General features: G+C 67.1%; 12 protein-coding genes. 3 read left to right on the top strand and 9 right to left on the bottom strand.

What is annotated here, in order from left to right; genetic code table 11:
• The first annotated feature begins 114 nt into the window (after positions 1-114).
• Positions 115-603 carry a transcriptional regulator gene (locus KBX71_RS24890; protein ID WP_007458348.1) on the top strand — a complete coding sequence of 163 codons (489 nt, stop codon included), beginning with the start codon at positions 115-117 and terminating at the stop codon, positions 601-603.
• A 90-nt stretch (positions 604-693) separates the two neighbouring features.
• On the opposite strand, the gene nusB is transcribed toward KBX71_RS24890, so the two are convergent.
• The 5 genes from nusB to KBX71_RS24865 all read right to left on the bottom strand — a co-directional run bounded on the left by nusB (position 694) and on the right by KBX71_RS24865 (position 4,294).
• A complete protein-coding gene (gene nusB, locus KBX71_RS24885) occupies positions 694-1,104 on the bottom strand; it encodes a transcription antitermination factor NusB (protein ID WP_184188983.1) in 411 nt (136 codons plus the stop codon).
• Between the two features lie 23 nt (positions 1,105-1,127).
• Positions 1,128-1,685: an elongation factor P gene (gene efp, locus KBX71_RS24880; protein WP_007458344.1), complete on the bottom strand. Its 558-nt coding sequence runs from the start codon at positions 1,683-1,685 to the stop codon at positions 1,128-1,130.
• Positions 1,686-1,783: 98 nt separating this feature from the next.
• Positions 1,784-2,209 (bottom strand): type II 3-dehydroquinate dehydratase, encoded by a 426-nt coding sequence (gene aroQ, locus KBX71_RS24875; RefSeq protein ID WP_210820310.1) that lies wholly within the window; start codon positions 2,207-2,209, stop codon positions 1,784-1,786.
• Positions 2,206-3,285 carry a 3-dehydroquinate synthase gene (aroB, locus tag KBX71_RS24870; protein ID WP_210820309.1) on the bottom strand — a complete coding sequence of 360 codons (1,080 nt, stop codon included), beginning with the start codon at positions 3,283-3,285 and terminating at the stop codon, positions 2,206-2,208. The genes aroQ and aroB overlap by 4 nt, the downstream gene beginning before the upstream one ends.
• 10 nt (positions 3,286-3,295) lie before the next feature.
• Positions 3,296-4,294, bottom strand: coding sequence for a YafY family protein (locus KBX71_RS24865; RefSeq protein WP_210820308.1), 999 nt, complete (start codon positions 4,292-4,294; stop codon positions 3,296-3,298).
• Positions 4,295-4,373: 79 nt separating this feature from the next.
• Between KBX71_RS24865 and KBX71_RS24860 the strand changes: the two genes are divergently transcribed.
• Positions 4,374-5,102 (top strand): alpha/beta fold hydrolase, encoded by a 729-nt coding sequence (locus KBX71_RS24860; protein WP_210820307.1) that lies wholly within the window; start codon positions 4,374-4,376, stop codon positions 5,100-5,102.
• A gap of 146 nt (positions 5,103-5,248) precedes the next feature.
• On the opposite strand, the gene KBX71_RS24855 is transcribed toward KBX71_RS24860, so the two are convergent.
• The 4 genes from KBX71_RS24855 to KBX71_RS34865 form a co-directional block, all read right to left on the bottom strand.
• Positions 5,249-5,752, bottom strand: coding sequence for a shikimate kinase (locus KBX71_RS24855; RefSeq protein WP_210820306.1), 504 nt, complete (start codon positions 5,750-5,752; stop codon positions 5,249-5,251).
• Positions 5,752-6,930 carry a chorismate synthase gene (gene aroC / locus KBX71_RS24850; RefSeq protein ID WP_210820305.1) on the bottom strand — a complete coding sequence of 393 codons (1,179 nt, stop codon included), beginning with the start codon at positions 6,928-6,930 and terminating at the stop codon, positions 5,752-5,754. Before aroC ends, KBX71_RS24855 begins: the two co-directional genes overlap by 1 nt.
• 647 nt (positions 6,931-7,577) lie before the next feature.
• A complete protein-coding gene (locus KBX71_RS24845) occupies positions 7,578-13,682 on the bottom strand; it encodes an RHS repeat-associated core domain-containing protein (RefSeq protein WP_307847295.1) in 6,105 nt (2,034 codons plus the stop codon).
• A 371-nt stretch (positions 13,683-14,053) separates the two neighbouring features.
• The gene (locus KBX71_RS34865) at positions 14,054-14,158 is read right to left on the bottom strand and encodes a chorismate synthase (protein WP_247684073.1); all 105 of its coding nucleotides are present in this window, start codon (positions 14,156-14,158) and stop codon (positions 14,054-14,056) included.
• Positions 14,159-14,618: 460 nt separating this feature from the next.
• Here KBX71_RS34865 and KBX71_RS24835 point away from each other — a divergent pair, with 460 nt between their 5' ends.
• Positions 14,619-17,786, top strand: a complete 3,168-nt coding sequence (locus KBX71_RS24835) for an RHS repeat-associated core domain-containing protein (protein WP_247684072.1) — start codon at positions 14,619-14,621, stop codon at positions 17,784-17,786.
• Positions 17,787-17,829: the final 43 nt, after the last annotated feature.

Raw genomic sequence — 17,829 nt, 5'->3', positions numbered from 1 at the left:
CGGACGCTCCCCAACGGTAGGGTCACGACCACTTGACCACGTGTCGCATTCCCCGTACCGTCACGCTCCGTAGCGATCGACGGGAGAACCCCGAGCAGCACTGGGAGTGTCCGAATGCCCTCTGAATACGCCAAGTCTCTGGGCGCCCGCCTGCGCTCCATCCGCCAGCAGCAGGGTCTCTCCCTGCAGGGTGTGGAGGAGAAGTCGAACGGGCGGTGGAAGGCCGTGGTGGTCGGCTCGTACGAGCGTGGCGACCGGGCCGTGACGGTGTCCCGTCTGGCCGAGTTGGCCGAGTTCTACCGCGTACCCGTCTCGGAGCTGCTGCCTGACGGCAGTGGCGTCCGTCACGAGCCCACCAGCAAGATTGTCCTGGACCTGGAGCGGCTCTACGACGAGGCCTCCGAGGACCTGGCCTACGTCGCCCGCTACGCCCGCGCGATCCAGCAGCAGCGCGGCGACTACAACGGCCGGGTGCTCTCCATCCGCGCCGATGACCTGCGGGCGCTCGCGATCGTCTACGACGCCTCACCGTCGGGTCTGATCGAGCGGCTCACCGAGCACGGCGTGCTGGTGGCCGACCCCCGGGCGTTCTTCGCCTCCTGAACTGCCGCCTCACCTGATCTACCGCTTCACCGAAAGGGCCCGTGCCAACCGGCACGGGCCCTTTCGTGTTGCGGCGTTCGGTGCTGACGCTCAGCGGGTGGCGTACTCGGCGATCCGGCCGAGCACCCCGTTGAGGAAGCGCGGCGAATCGTCTGTCGACATCTGCCGGGCCAGCTCGACGGCCTCGCTGATCGCCACCGCGTCGTCGATCTCGTCGACGTAGAGCAACTCGTAGACGGCGATCCGGGCCAGATTGCGGTCGACGACAGGCATCCGCTCCAGCGTCCAACCCTCGGCGTAGCTGGCGATCAGCTCGTCGATCCGGTTGAGGTGCTCGGCGACACCCTCGACCAGGCCCACCGCGTAGCCCAGATGCTCCGGTCGGGGCTGCTCGATCCGCTGCACGTAGCCGGCGAGCACCTCCACCGGAGGCTTGTCCCGTAGGTCGGCCTCGTAAAGGACATCCAGCGCCCGCTTGCGCGCCTTGCGGCGCGCCGGCATCTGCTGCTTGGAACCCTCAGCCATCAGGCGCGGCCGAGGTAACGGCCGTCGCGGGTGTCGACCTTGATCTTCTCGCCGGTGGTGATGAACAGCGGGACCGGTACGGTGGCGCCGGTCTCCACGGTCGCCGGCTTGGTGCCGCCGGTCGAACGGTCGCCCTGCAGGCCCGGCTCGGTGTAGGTGACCTCCAGCACGACGCTGGTGGGCAGCTCGATGTAGAGCGGCACACCCTCGTGCTGGGCGACTGTCGCCTCCGCCTCGGGCAGCAGGTAGTTGGCTGCCTCACCGACGGTGCCACCGGGCACGGTGATCTGGTCGAAGGTCTCCAGATCCATGAAGACGAAGTCCTCGCCGTCGGCGTACAGGTACTGCATCGTGCGCTTGTCAACGGTCGCGGTTTCGACCTTGGTGCCCGCGTTGAAGGTCTTGTCGACCACCTTCCCGGACAGCACGTTCTTCAGCGTGGTGCGCACGAAGGCACCACCCTTACCGGGCTTGACGTGCTGGAACTCGACGACGGCCCAGAGCTCGCCGTCCAGGTTGAGTACCAGGCCGTTTTTGAGGTCGTTGGTGGAGGCCATTTCCTGCCTTGATCATCAATTGGCGGACAGACCTGGCAAGTCTACAAGCTGCGTCGAATCGGACGGCCCCCCGTTCGGAGCGCCCAGTCCGTGGGCCTTCAGCGGGTGGCCAGATGGTACAGCGCGAGACGATAGCCGTCGATGCCCAAACCGCAGATCACCCCGGTCGCCACCGCCGACACCACCGAGTGGTGCCGAAACTCCTCGCGGGTGTGGATGTTGGAGATGTGCACCTCCACCAGCGGTCCCCGCAGCATGGCGCAGGCGTCCCGCACCGCGTACGAGTAGTGCGACCAGGCGGCCGGGTTGAGCACCACCGCGGCACCCTCCTCGGCCGCCGCGTGCAGCCAACCGAGCAGCTCGTGCTCCGCGTCGGTCTGCCGGACCGTCACGTCCAGCCCCAGCTCCCGCCCGGTGCTCTCGCAGAGCGCCACCAGGTCGGCGTAGCTGGTCGCGCCGTACACGTCGGGCTCGCGGGTGCCCAACCGGCCCAGGTTCGGCCCGTTCAAGACGTAGACCTTCACGGGGTTGCCACCTCCCGGTAGGCGGCCTCCAGCAACGCGTCGTCGGGGCCTTCCAACATCGCCGGGCGGGCCAGCCCGTCGAGCACCACGAAGCGCAGCCGACTGCCCCGGGTCTTCTTGTCCACCCGCATCGCGGCCAACAGCTGCGGCCAGGCGTCGGCCGGGTAGCTCACCGGAAGCCCCAGCGCGCTCAACGTGACCCGGTGCCGCTCGGCGGTCGGCGCGTCCAGCCGCCCGGCGAGGCGGGCCAGCGTGGCGGCGTACACCAGACCGACGGCGACGGCGTGGCCGTGCCGCCAGCGGTAGCCCTCATTCTGCTCGATGGCGTGGGCCAGGGTGTGACCGTAGTTGAGCACCTCCCGCACGCCCGACTCGCGCAGGTCGCCGGAGACCACGTCGGCCTTGACCCGGATCGCCCGCTCGATCAGCTCCCGGCTCACCGGCCCACGGGGGTCGGTGGCGGCCTGCGGGTCATTCTCGATGAGATCCAGGATCGTCGGGTCGGCGATGAACCCGCACTTCACGACCTCGGCCAGACCGGCCGCCAGGTCGACAGCGGGCAGGCTGTCCAGTGTGGCCAGGTCGGCCAACACCCCGACCGGCGGGTGGAACGCGCCCACCAGGTTCTTGCCGGCGGCCGTGTTGATGCCCGTCTTGCCGCCCACCGCGGCGTCGACCATGCCCAGCAGCGAGGTCGCCACCGGCACCCAGCGCACCCCCCGCAACCAGCAGACCGCGACGAAGCCGGCCAGGTCGGTCACCGCGCCGCCGCCCACCCCGACCACCGCGTCGGTACGGGTGAAGCCCGCCGCCCCGAGCCGGTCCCAGCAGGCGGAGGCCACGTCGATGTGCTTGCCCGACTCGGCGTCGGGCACCTCGATCGGCAGTGGCAAGACGCCTGCCGCGCGCAGGCGCTCACCGAGCGCGTCCGCGAGGGCCTTGAGCGGAGGCGCGTGCAACACCGCCACCCGCGTCGCGCCGGGCAGCAGGCCAGGCAGCGCGCCCAGCAGGTCACGTCCCACCAAGACGTCGTACGGCCGCTCGCCGCCGACCGGAATCCGGGTCACCTCGTCCATCGCCGGCAGCCTAGTCCAGCGGGACCCGCGGCGAGGGCGGCTGTCCACCTGCTGGCCGAGCGGCCCAGCCCGCCAACCGGCGGGCGTGCTCGGCCACCGCGGCGCGCAGCGCGTCCGGATGCCGCACGGTGAAGGGGCAGCCCAGCCCGGCGAGCAACGCCGCCATACCGGGCAGGCTCTCCGCCCGGGCCCGCAGCAGCACCCCGTCGGAGGTGGCGGTCAACTCGGCCACGCTTGGCGGGATGCGGCGGCGGGCGGCGACCAGGTCGGTCTCCAGCACGACCTCCACCTCGTGCGCGTACGGCACGCCGGCCAGCGACCTGGTCACCCAGGCCACCGCCTCGAAGCCGTCCGGCACGGTGAACGTCGCCACGCCGGGCGTCACCGCGCCGATCCGGTCCAGTCGGAAGGTGCGGATCTCCCCGCGCCGGTGGTCGTGGCCCGTGACATACCAACGGCCGGAGTGGAAGACCAGCCCGTACGGGTCGAGTTCGCGGTGCGACTGCTCGCCCCGCCAGGAGCGGTAGTCCACCGCCACCCGCTGCCGGTGCCGGGTGGCCGAGGCGAGCGCGAGCAGTGTGCCGGACGCCGGTCCGCGCTCCGGCTCCGGACGACGCAGGGTGAAGCCCAGGTGCTCCTGGACGGCGGCGAGCCGGTCGGCGAGCGCCACCGGCAGCACCCGGCGGATCTTCGCCAGCGCGGTGGCGGTGGCGGGCTGCTCGGTGGCCAGCCCGACCCGTTCGGCGACGACGAGGCCGAGCAGCACGGCCACCGCCTCGTCGTCGGTGAGCATCAGCGGGGGCAGTTTGTAGCCGGAGTGCAGCCGGTAGCCGCCGTAGCGGCCGCGGTCGGCGGTGACGGGGATGCCCAGCTCGACCAGGGTAGTCGCGTATCGGCGCACGGTCCGCTCGTCCACCCCGAGGTGGCCGGCGAGGTCGGCGGCGGTCGACCGGTGCCGGGTCTGCAGCAGTTCGAGCAGGGCCAGCACCCGTCCTGCGGGATGTGACACGGGCCACTCCTTCAAACCGGGCGGATCCTGTCCAGATTCGATCGTACGGTCTGTCGGTAACCGAGAGAAGGAGCGACAGATGGCGACATTCGTGCTGGTACCGGGATTCTGGCTGGGTGCCTGGGCGTGGCGGGACGTGACAGTGGCGCTGCGGTCGCAGGGGCACGAGGTGTATCCGATGACGCTGACCGGGTTGGCCGAACGCGACCACCTCGCCGGGCCGGAGGTCAGCCTGGACACGCACACCACCGACATCGTCCGACTGATCGAGGTCGAGGACCTGCGCGACGTGCTGCTGGTCGGGCACTCCGGCGGGGGGATGCCGGCCGCCCAGGCGGTGGACCGCATCCCGGACCGGATCGCCCGGATCATCTACGTGGAGAGCGGGCCGCTGCCGGACGGCACGGCGCAGTTCGACACGCTGCCGGCCGACGAGCAGCAGCGGCTGCGGGCTGTTGTCGGCAGCGGGCACCTGCTGCCGCCGCCGGCCTGGGATCCGGCCGCCGACCCGACCAACCTTGCCGGTCTGGACGAGCCGACGCTCGCGCTACTGCGTACCCGGGCCACCCCACAGCCGCTGCGGGCCGCCACCGACCCGGTCCGACGCAGCGGTGGGCGACGGGTGCCGACCGCGCTGGTCGCCAGCACCTTTCCGCTCGGCATGGTGCAGCAGATGATCCAACAGGAGCATCCGTTCTTCACCGGACTGGCCGACGGCCAGTTGCATGAGCTGCCCACCGGGCACTGGCCGATGCTCAGCGAGCCGAAGGCTCTGGCCGACGTCCTCGACCTGATCGCCCGCGGCTGAGGGCCACCCCACTGCGCCCCCGCCCCCACCCTCTGCGCCGATCTTGCAGTTCCGGTTGCCGAAATGCGGTGAATGCCCCTTAAGTCAGAGCAGTAAGTGCAAGATCGGCGCAAGGGGGGCGACGGGGGCGACGGGGCAGGGGTACGTCAGCGGGGCAGCAGGGCGGCGACGTCGGCGACTACCTGCGCCGGGGCCCGGCCGTCGGTGACCACCGTCTCGGTGGCGACCTCGGAGTAGAGCGGCCGGCGCTGGTCCAGCAGGTGCTTGAGGGTGGCCCGTGGGTTGATCGCCAGCAGCGGCCGGCCGGCGCCGAGCCCGACCCGCCGCACCGCGTCGGGCAACTCGACCGAGAGGTGCACCACCCGGTGCCCGATCAGGGCCGCTCGGGTCTCCTCGGCCAGCACCGCGCCGCCGCCGAGGGCGAGCACGCCCGTGCCGCCGGCCAGCGCCGCGGCCACTGCGGCCCGTTCCAGGGTACGGAAGTGCGCCTCGCCCTCGTCGATGAAGATCTCCGGGATCGGCTTCCCGGCCATCTGCTCGATGTCGGCGTCGGTGTCGCGGAACTCCACGCCGAGGGTGGCGGCGAGCGCCCGACCGACTGTGGTCTTGCCGCAGCCGGGCGCGCCGACCAGCACGACGACAGGTGCCATCAGCGGATGACCAGCGCGTCGAGGTAACCGGCGAGGTTGCGGCGGATCTCGGCGATCGAGTCTCCGCCGAACTTCTCGGTGGCTGCCTCGGCCAGCACCAGCGCCACCATCGCCTCGGCGACCACCGCCGCGGCGGGCACCGCGCAGACGTCGGAGCGCTGGTTGATCGCGGTGGCCGGCTCGCCGGTGGTGACGTCCACGGTGGCCAGCGCCCGGTTCAGCGAGGAGATCGGCTTCATGGCGGCGCGGACCCGCAGCGGCTCGCCGGTGGTGATGCCACCCTCCAGCCCGCCGGCCCGGTCGGTGACCCGGCGGACGCCGGTGGCCGACGGGATGATCTCGTCGTGCGCCTCGGAGCCGCGGGACCGGGCCTGCTGCCAGCCGTCGCCGATCTCCACGCCCTTGATCGCCTGAATGGACATCAGCGCGGTGGCCAGCCGGGCGTCGAGCTTGCGGTCCCACTGCACGTGGCTGCCCAGCCCCGGTGGCACCCCGTACGCCAGCACCTCGACCACGCCGCCGAGGGTGTCGGCGGCCTTCTTCGCGGCATCGACCTCGGCGACCATCAGGGCGCTGGCCTCCGGGTCGAGGCAGCGCAGCGGGTCGGCGTCGATCCGGGCGGCGTCGGACGGCGTCGGGCGCAGCCCGGGCTTCGCGGCCACCGGGCCCAGCTCGACGACGTGCGAGACGATCTCGATGCCCAGCGCCTGACGGATCAGCGCCTTGGCGACAGTGCCGACGGCCACCCGGGCGGCGGTCTCCCGGGCGCTGGCGCGTTCCAGGATGGGCCGGGCGTCGGTGTGGCCGTACTTCTGCATGCCGGCCAGGTCCGCGTGGCCCGGCCTGGGGCGGGTCAGCGGGGCGTTGCGGGCCTGCCGGGCCAGTTCGTCGGGGTCGACCGGGTCGGCGGCCATCACGGTCTGCCACTTCGGCCACTCGGAGTTGCCGACCCGGATCGCCACCGGGCTGCCCAGGGTCACGCCGTGCCGCAGGCCGCCGAGCACCTCGACCTCGTCCCGCTCGAACGACATCCGGGCACCCCGGCCGTAGCCCAGTCGCCGACGGGCCAGCTCGTCGGCGATCTCGGTGGTGGTCACCTCGATGCCGGCCGGCACCCCCTCCACCATCGCGACGAGGGCGGGACCGTGCGATTCACCTGCAGTCAGCCAACGCAACACGGTGCTCAGTCTGTCACGCCCGGTCGCCGCCCCGCCGTGCCGCCCGGCGCGTCCCGCCCTGCGGACGTGAGCATCGACTCACACCCAGCAGCCACACGTCACATCTCGTCGTTCCGACGATCAGCCGCCGGGACGGCGAGGAGCTCATGGTCGGGACGGGGCCACATCTGGCCGCCCTTGACCAGGCCCTGCTCAGTCTCTACGACGGGCGGTCGGTGCGGCTGAAGGGTGCACAACAACGTGGCCGGTGCGTTGACAGCACCGGCCACGTTGTCTAGCGCACCCCGCCGTCGTCCGCCCGGGTCCGCACCATTCTGAGCCAGCTCAGGAGCAGAGAACAAACCACCAGAACGAGCGGGAGCAACACCAGCCAGGAGTTCTCGTGCCACCAAAGCAGTACGAGGTACATCAGGACCGCCAAGGAGACACCCAGTGCACCAAAGTGCAGGACGAATCCTCGGCGAGAGAGATTCAACCCCGCTCCCCACACCCTACGACTCCTCGGCATTTGGCCCTTCATGCCGACCACGACCAAGGCATACACCGCGAGGACGGTCCCGCAGAGCTGGAGGAGATAAAACACGGAACGTGCTAGTGACTCACCCACGCGGCTCTCCTTCAGCTCAAGGGACTGCTATCAGCATTTGTCAGCTACAGCGCGGCGTGAGCGAATAGCCCCAAGACGCAGTGTAGCTCCTCTTGCCTCTCTTGTATTTCCGCCACTTGTACGTGCCTCTCACCTGAGCTCCATTGCTACCCCTACACCACGTGCTGTACCAATAGCCCAATCCGCCGCCGACAATTCCACCAATTATCGTGCCTGGGACATTGCCGAAGTATGCACCAATGGCTGCTCCAGCGATCGTCAGGATAAAACCGCCGCTCGTGAACCATCCGTGGCCCAGTCGGCATCGGATGTTGAGGTTGTAGCCCGCGTAGTTCCAGCCGAGAATTCGTCCGACCACTGTAGATCTCCACGATTCTCGGCAACTGAAATAGAACGTCGAGTACAGCCCGGCAGTATCGGTACAGTTGACACTGTCACCGGAACAATAGTCGTAGGGATTGGCACTGCCCCCGTAGACCGGGTCGGTGGACAAGAACCTTCCTGTTGCCGGATTGTAGAGCCGGGCACCCATAAGGATCATTCCGGTCGGGGTGTCAGCAGCACGCTGTTCGGACCCCAACCAGCCATAGCGTTGATTTCCGACATCCGACCCATTGCGCATCTGCCCGAACTCGGTTTGTTCACTCGTGTAGGAGAGACCTGGGGCAGATTCAATGATTCCAGCAACGTGGTCACCGTGGAGATTGGTGATATTCCAAGTCAACCCGGTCGTGTTACGAAAACTTGCAACAATGCTGGACAAGCCCTCCACCGGGCGACTGAAAACACTGCTGCCCTCGTCGATCCAGGAAGGCTTGTCGCCGTCTTCACTGTAATGGTTCCGCTTCGTGACGGTCGCTCCAGACGCGTTGTCACTGTAGGACCTGAATCGATTTGAAACGACATCGAGGGTGTATGTGGCGGTTCTTGCGCCTTGCGTGATGGAACGGACCATATCGTTGGTGTGGTAGCTGATCTGCGGGTTCACCCCACCACCGGAGGGTGCATCGATTGCTGGGATCTCGGTGCTGCGCCCGAGAGAATCGTAGACGTAACCCGCACCGGTCGTACGGTCGCCGCTGTCATAATCCCAGGTCCGACTGTTGGTTGGGGTAGCAGTTTGGCAGGCTCCGCCGACACTCGGAGAGAACGTGTTCGCGTTGTTACGATTGGTGGCCGAGTCAAGAACGTAGTTGCGGACGGTGCACTGCCCACCGACGATGTCCTGAACCGTCATCAACCGGCCGGCGTCGTCATAGCTCATGGACTGGGCAGACAGCGTCGACTGGCGATCACGCTGCTGCCCGTGAACGCTTCGCTTTATGTTTTCTGCGTAAACAGTGCAGTCCGCCTGGCCGCAGTTCGCTCTGACATACGAGACTCCCACGACGTTTCCCGTCTCATCATGAGTCGGAGTTACCGTGACGCCGTTCGGCCAGACCTCACTAAGCACCGCACCATCTGCGTCGTACTGGCCTGCGAACGTCCCACCCTGAGAGTCAACAACCTGAGTGACAAGGCCACGCCGTTCTGAACCGGTATCGTAGCTGTAACTTTGAGTGGCTTTCCCATCGTTGAAAGTGGCAGCCCTGGAGAGCAGGTCGTATGTGGTGGTGGATACAATTCCGTCCGCGTCGGTGTAGGAGACCTGACGACCCAGGGTGTCGTAGGATCTGATAATTTCGCTGGTCACCGTGCCGGTCGAACTGACGGACTGTGTGCGGAGTAGTTGCGCACTGGCCTGGTCGTAGATGTTGCGGCGCTTCTCTACCGGCTCACCCAACCCGGAGGCGGTGACGACGGTTTCCAACTCCCGACCGGCAACGTCATAACTGATGGTCGAACGACGAAGTTCAGCCGTCGTCTTCTCCAGGTTGACACGAAGATGCCCATACATATCGTAGGTGTTCACCGCGACGGCAAGCTGCGGACCCGACTCGGGCTGCCCGGCTGCCTGTGTGCGACACACCTCCCCCTCCCACTCCGCGCGGCTGCCACATTCGGGGTAAGTCGTGTTAGCGGCGGCACCATAATAAGTGGTAGCGCGCGTTGCCGGCGTAGTGTCGACGCTCCCTCCACCAGGAGTGGTGTTGAGAACGGTACGTCCCGCGCTGTCAAAGCTGGTACGGGTGATCAGGTTGAGTCCACCCGGGTCCTCGGTGACCACGGTCGGTTTCTTGAGCGTCCAGTCGTACTGAGTGGTGGTGGTGCGGGTGTCGGAATCGATTGTCTGACCGGCATTGACGTAACTGACCGACACCAATGCGGTAGTGGGAAGATTGAACGGCCCGCCTGTCGTTGGCGCCCCTTCATCGTAAATGTAACGTGTATGAGTACGCCCGCGAACCACCACTCCGGACGGCAGCATCACGTCGTGCTCAGGCCCGAAGGTCTCAAGCACTCTCTGCCCGTCCTCGGAATAGACGGTTGATTCTGACAACCTCGACGCGATCTGGGTCTCAGCCAAAGCATCGTCGCTGCTGGAGGCATCCAGTGCGCGCTTCCGATTAGCTGCGGTCAGTTCACTTGTCACGTTGCCGTGCCGGTCGTACCAGATGGTGGCGGTGTGGCCTCCCGGCTGAACCGTGTTCACCGCACGGGCGTTCGCGTTCAGGTACGTGAGCGTCGCTCGCTCGTAAGAACTCGGGAGCGCGCCTGTGGTTGGATCACCGGTTGGCACCTGGGTGGCTGGGAAGATCGCGGTGGCATCGGTCGGTGGCTCGATTTGGCCCCATCGCGCGGCCTGCCCGGCCGAGAGGTCATAGGCGGCCCCGCTGCCTGAGATGGGGACCTGGTAGATCACCGTCTGTACCGCCGTGCCGGCGCTGAGAGCAGACCGGGTGACCTTGTGCAGGCGGCCCTTACCCGGGTCATTTGGCACGGTGGTGTAAGAGAACTGCCATGGCTGTTGCGCTGGCGGGGTCAGGGAGACCAGGATGCCGTCGCCGTTGTAATAGTAGACGGTCCGCAACTGCTGGCCAGAGTAGTCGAGGCGGGGGTCAGAGGAGGCGCGCAGCCGACCGCTGTTGTCGTAGGTATAGCGGGCCAGGACGACCGTCCGCATGGCTGGCGTGGCGAGGTCGGGGTCCCAGGCGGTGTAGGAAATCTGCGTGATCCGGCCGATGTAGTCGCCCCAGGTGCCGTCGGACAAGCCGGTGGCAGTGGTGGCTGCCGCATAGGTGAACGTCAGCGCGCGGCAGCCCCGGACTAGCGTCGAGCAGGTAACGCCGACTGGGGCCGGAGCCAGCAGCCGAGTAGGCCGCATGATCTCATTTGCTCCGACGGTCGCTTTCTCCCAGGAGTACGTCGTCGAGTTGCCGGAACCCGGCGCGACGGCCGACGAAGGGGTATAAACGTTAGCCGGGTCGGTCGAGGTCCGCTTGAAGGTCACCACGTTGCCTGCGCCATCGGCAAGAGTGAACGTGCTGGTCGCCGAGGCGAAGGTCAGCTTGTAGGACTCGCTGCCGGGCTGAGGCTCGTAGTTCACCCCGGCGCTGTCGAGCTTGGTGAAGCCGATGGTCGAGTCGTCCGGCAGCTTGACCTGGACCAGACTGCCATAGGCGGTCAGCCTCGTGTAAGGCGCATCGGCGTCGGACACGACCAGGCCGGAGACCCATCCCGGGCCGAACAGCGGGTCAAGGCCGCCCGGCTGGCGGCTGTTGACCGTCCGGGAGATGGAGAGCCCGGCGACGGAAACATCCGTGGACGAGAGCCGGTAATTACCCGTGATCAGGTTGACCGAGCCGGGCCCGACGTCGACGGTGTCCGCTGAGGCAAGGTTCCGGTCGAAACGAAACTTTACGTTGTCGGCCGGCGCACCGGAACTGTTCAGATTGAAGTACGGCCGGACTTGAAGGGGACCGTCGCGCGGGACGCTCTGCGCATCTACCGAGGCGAGCGTAGCGGCGACGTCCCAGTTGAGTTTGGGCGCGGAGCCGTTGTTGAGGGTTACCGGCCATGTAATTGCGCTACCGCCGACGGCATTCGAGACATGAGCTGCCGGGATGACGACCCAGGCATCGGAGCCGGCTCGGCGCCACTGATAGGTGACGTCAACGAAGGAGGGCGTGGCCGTCGAGTCGAGTACCACCTTGGCGCCACTGACATCTCCGACCTTGGGCGAGTCCTGGGAGCCAGTGCCGGCCTTGAACGGGTAGCTGCGCAGGGCGGTCACGTTACCGGCCGAGTCGCGGGTACGGACCCAGACCGTGTGCCAGCCAGGGTTCGGCGGCTTGATGCTCACGGTTGCCGGCGCCCCGACGGACGGCGCGTTCACAACCTTGTTCGGTGGCTGCACATCCAGGCTGTATTCGTAGGCGGCGGCGTCGCTGATGCCGTTCGGGTCGAAGGTGAAGTTACCCGCGACGTTGGCATCGCCGCCCCACTGGTTTTCCGGATAGGTGGTCGAGCTGACGATCGGTGGACTGCCGATCGAGGTGTCTACTGTGAACTCGCAGAATGAGGACCAACTGCCATCGACGGTGCCGTCATTGCCCCGGACTCGCCACTTGTAGGCAGAACCGTTGGCCAGCACGCCGGACGGGACAGCGGCACTCAGCGTCGAACCGGAGGCCGCGGTGCCGGTGATCGTGCTCCCGAGCTTGGTGGTGCCGCTCAGTGTCCACCATTCGAACTCGGCTTTGACCGACGAGCCTTCGGCGTCGGAGATCACGGATCTGAGCTGGGGAGTCGCGGTGTTGATGGTGGGCCGCGCCGAACCCGTGGCACAGGCGCTCGCTGGCAATGTCGAGCGCGTTCCGACCGCTGGGTACGAGTTGTAGGTGACCACCGCGTACGGCACCTGACTGCTGTCGACCGCGTTACGGGAACGGAGCTGCTTGAAGCTGTCGGCGCTGGCCTCGTTCGTGCCGCGCACACCCATGTATGCGGTGGACTGGTTGGCGGTGGCAGCTCGCTGGAAGAAGGTCGTGCCGCTGATGCTCACCCACCCGTCGGCGCAGGTCGAGCCGCCCTTGCTCTGGGTCGAGGTCGCTTCCTTCTGCGTCCAGCTGGGCTGGGTGCCCCACCGGGTGGCCGACGAGGCAGCACCGGTGGTCCAGATTTCCCAAGAGGTCGCGGTGCAGGTGTTTGACCAGAAGTTCCAGAAGTTCACGGTGGCAGCGGTGATCTGCTTTCCCGCAAGCGCCGAGACGCCCCAGTGCACGAAGGACCGCGCCTTGACGCTCGGGGAGCCGGCCAGCAAACCAAGCTGCAGGTCGTTCGCCCCGCCCCGGTCGACTGTGTCGCCCTCCTTCACATAGGTATCGAAGGTGGTGTAAAGCGGGTTGATCTGGGGATCGATGGTGACCGGGTACTGGGTCGCGGGATCCTTGAGCCACTTCAGGTCCGGCTTCAGCCGCATGGTTAGGCCATTGGCCTCACGGGCCGACCGGCTGGCAGGCCGTTCCGCCTTCGCCGCCACAACCGCCCGCCGGGTCGGCTCGCCGCTACCCGATGCTCGCTTCGCATCCCACATCTCCGGCGCCGCAACTGCCGCAATGGGCCGGCCCTTGGCATCCTTCAACATCAGCCCACCCGAGCTGTCCTGGGTGAAGGAGGACAGCCCTTTACCTGACAGTGGGAGGTCCAGCGCCGGCAGTCGATCCACGGCCTCGCGGCTCTTTACCGTGAGGAACTGCGCGAAACCGGTCCGGGTGGCCTCGACCACTAGATCGATGCCGGTCGCCACCTCTGGATAGGTGGCCCGGTTGCCCTCGAGTACCGGCGCGGGCAGGGCACCAGCCCAACCCATGCTCAGCCGCCCGTCTCCGACCCCTACTGCGGCTAGCTCGCCACCCGCCTGCCGGGCACCGGAGATACGCAGCTCCAGGGGGTGAGCGAGGGCTCGGACGGAGCCGTCCGCCGCGGGCTGGAGAGTGAGGTCGATCGGCACCCACCTCCCGTTCTGCCGCATCCGGACCGGACCGGCATGAACCTTCGCTTCGATCTGCCCGTTGGGGTGGGCGACGTATTCAGCTGATTCCGTGGTCATGCCGGTGATCCGGACCTGCTCGCCGGTCATCCGGGCGGTGACGAGAGCAGCGATCTCATCCGGACGCTCGAGTACCTCAGCCGGCTTGGAACGAGGTGCCGCTTCGACTCGCTCGACAGGCACCTCGGAGAGGGTCATGGCGAGGCTTGCCACCACGACAACACTCGCTGCCCGACCCCACCGAGATCTGACGAATCTTCCCCATTTGACCATTGAACCACTTCCATGCGGGCGCGCACGTGCCACCACGGTCCCCGATTCCTAGGATGAAAGGTGCGCCGGACACTACGGTTGTCGATGAAGCTGGTCAACGAAAACTATGGGCGACGATCCAACGGTTCGAGAGACGTCTTTCACCAGCTAGAACGTGATCGTTAAAGTCCAGAAACCACTCCCAGTGACGAAGGATCGGCCGCTCGCGGAAGTCGCCTGATCGGTAGTGCGCCAGTTTCTTGCCAGGAACAGTGCAAGCTCAAACGGAGGCGCTTTTTTGTACAGAACCACCTTGAGTGGGGCGAAGGCACTTAGGCCAGCTCGGACGAGGACTGCTTCATCGCGGCGCGGACCCGCAGCGGCTCGCCGGTGGTGATGCCACCCTCCGGCCCGCCGGCCCGAGCTTGCGGTCCCACTGCACGTGGCCGGCCCGCCCGGCGACCCTCGTAGCCAGCACCCCCAGCCGTCAGTCGGTCTACGGCCGATGGCCAACGAGCCGTGCAGTCCTGCGCGGACCGCCCAGTGGACGCGAAGCCGATTCCACGCAAAGTGGATCTGCTCTTGTCTCCATCGAGTCATGCCCATAAGTTGTTTGACAGCAAGTAGTTACGACCGCACGGGGAGTTTGGTCGTCTACCTTGTCTGCTGTCCATGAAGGTGCCCGCGCCGTCGGGCCCTCGTCTCTTTGTCCGCTCCCCAATTCCCGCCCGGCCCCAGGTCTGGCGGCGAACCCACCTGCGCGTTTCACGAAGGCGCAGCTCGGCTCGATGTTCGACGGGACCTGCCCGCCGAATCACCATAGGAGAGTATGTGAGATCTACCGCGGTACGTATGGGGGTGGCGTTGGCGGTTACCGCCTCGTCAGTGCTGATAGCAATGTCGACGCAAGCGGTGCCAGCCGCCGCGACGTCGGCTCGGACAGCAGCCGCGCCGGTGGTGTCGCCGCGCTCCGGCTCGAACGTGTGGTTGTTCAAGGCGGGGGCCGCTCCGGCTTTCGCCGCCGCGGCGGCGGCACCGTCGGTGCCGAAGGGCACCGGCCCGGTCCGCAACGGCACCTTCCTGGACTTCTCGCTGACCGACCGCCTCCAGGCCAAGGTCAACGTGGGCTCCGGAAACCTGGTGCTGACCAGCACCGAACTGACCCTGCCGGGCATCGCCGAGAACGTCACGCTTGGCGCCTCGTTCAACAGCCTCCTGCTCGGCAGCGGCATCGCCAACGGCGCCCACGGCCCGGGATGGCGGACCCGGTCCGGCATCGACGTCCGGCTGTTCCCCGCCGACGACGGCTCGGTGACCTACGCGGCGGCCGACGGTGTGGTCGGAAAGTTCACCGCCTCCGGCTCCGCCTACACCTCGCCGGGCGAGTTCAAGGCGAAGCTGGCCCAGAACGGCACGGGGTGGATCCTCACCGAGAACGACAGCGGCAAGGAGCTGTTCTTCACCTCCGACGGCCTGCTGGACAAGACCGAGGACCGCAACGGCAACGTCGTGGACTTCGCCTACAGCAGCGGCAAGATGACGACAGTGACGTCCAACCGGGGCGTCGGGTCGGTGCGGTCGGCCGCGGTCACCTACACCGGTGACCGACTGACCCGTTACCGGCACACCGGCAGCGACGGCAACTGGCGGGACGTGTCCTACGAGTACGACTCCGCCAACCGGCTGAAGACCATCCAGAGCGCCACCTGGCGCAAGGTGCAGTTCGAGTACAACTCGGCCGGTGACCTGACGAAGATCGTGATGGAGGACAACACCTTCGCCACCATCACCTACGACGGTCAGCACCGGGTCACGTCGTTCACCCAGGTGACGGACAACGCCACCATGCAGGGCGCGACGACCCGCCTGGCGTACACCAGCTCGACGGTGACCGACGTCGCCGACCCCCGCCAGGACCTCTCCCAGCCGGTCACCTCGGTGCCGCACACCACCTACACGGTGAACTCCGAGAAGCGGATCACCAAGGTCACCGACCCGGCGGGCAACAGCCGCAGCAAGACGTACACGCCGTTCAGCGACGTCGCGACAAGCGTCTCGGCCGAGGGCGGCACCAGCACCAACACGTACGGCGCCAACAGCGGTCAGTCCCAGACGAAGTCGGAGGCCCCCACCGGCGCCAGCGGCTCGGCCGCCTACGCCAACACGCCGACGTCGACAAACCCGACAGCGAACTTCCAGCCGTCGTCGTCGATCAACGCGCAGGGCAACAGCTCGACGTACACCTACAACGGCGCCGGCAACCAGATGTCCAGCAAGGACGCCCTGGCCGCCGAGGCGAAGGTCGACTACAACAGCGACGGCACGATCAAGTCGTCCACCGACCCGGGCAATGGCACCAACGCCACCACCTACTCGTACGACTCGAACAAGCAGCTCACCACTATGACCCCACCGACCAGCAACAGCCTGTCGGCGAAGACCTTCACCTACGACAGCTACGGCCGGCTGCGCACCGAGGTCAACGGCGGCTGCACCACCACCTACGAGTACAGCCTCGACGACCGGTTGACGACGACCAGTTACTCCGGCTGCGCGGCCACCACCGCGGTCACCTACGAGTACGGCGGCTCCGGCAACCTGCTCATCCGCACCGACGCCACCGGCACCACCACGTACGAGTACGACCAGCTCAACCGGCTGCGCAAGCGCAACCCGCCGACCGGGACCCAGCAGATCTACCGGCACGACACGGCGGGCAACCTGGACGAGCTGGTCGACGGCCGGGGCACCACGAAGTACTACTACAACACGCGCAACTGGCTCGTCCGCATGGACACCGCCGGGGGCACCCGCTACAACTTCGAGTACGACAAGGATGGCAACCGCACCAACACGTGGTTCGCCACCAACGCCGCCAACAGCAGTTGGGCGCTGAAGACCACCACCACGTACGACAAGTCCGACCGACCGCTGCGCATCACCTCCACCCGCAACTCGGCGAGCCCTGCGACGGTCTTCGACGTGACCTACTGCCACGCGAAGTACGTGTCCGGCCAGGCGTGCTCGACCGCCAAGGCCGACGACACCGGGCTGCGTCAGTGGCAGAAGAACGAGGTGAACGGGCAGATCAGCCAGTACACCTACGACAAGGGTGACCGGCTCACCAAGGCCGCCAACCACAACGGCAAGACCTACGACTACACGTACAACACCAACGGTAACCGCGAGACGGTAAAGGTCGACGGCACCACGACCCAGACCTTGGCCTACAACAGTGCCAACCAGGTCACCACCACCAACAACACCTACGACACCCGGGGCAACCAGACGAAGACCAGCGCCCCGGCGGTCAGCGGCATCGGCTACAACGCCGCCAAGCAGATGACCACCGCCACCACCAGCGGCACCACCACCTACGGCTACGCCGGCACCGATCAGGTGGAGTTGGCTCAGGCGGGCGGCATCAGCCTCACGTACGGCCGCGACGACCAGCACGGCATGCCCTGGCTGCAGTCGTGGAAGAACGGCGCCAACGCCAACGTCTATGTGGAACGTGACGGGCTCGGCACCCCGCTCGGCGTGCGCATCGGCACCACCGATCACGCGTACGTCCTGGACGGGCTCGGCTCGGTCGTCGCGCTGGTGAAGGCGGACGGTTCCACCTCGGCCAGCTACACCTACGACCCGTACGGCAACGCCCTCACCGCCTCCGAGACGGGCCTGGGCCAGACCAACATCATCCGGTACGCCAGCGGCACGTACGACCCGGCGACGAAGTTCACGAAGTTCGGGCAGCGCTGGTACAACTCCGACCAGGGCCGATTCACCCAACAGGACAACCTCAGCTTCATCGGCAACCCGCAGCACGGCAACCGCTACGCGTATGCAGCGGGCAACCCGGTCAACTACCTTGACCCCACCGGACTCTTCTCATGGGGAGGACTTGTCTATGCAGGGGCTGCGGGAGCGGTCTTGGGCGGACTGGGCGGGTGTCTGGGCACGATCCTGGCGGGCTGTGCGGGGGGGCTAGCTGTGGGGGCCGTAACAGGAGCCATCACCGGCTCAGCCGCCTACCTCGTAGACCAGGGCAAACCCGAGGATTAGCAGTGAGAATCGATAATTGCGGATTTGCAACGAATGAAAGTTG

This window comes from Micromonospora sp. D93 (genome assembly GCF_018070365.1).
GTDB classification, from domain to species: Bacteria; Actinomycetota; Actinomycetes; order Mycobacteriales; family Micromonosporaceae; genus Micromonospora; species Micromonospora ureilytica.
Note: the sequence above shows the minus strand (reverse complement) of the source record. Positions and strands in the feature narration are given on the sequence as shown.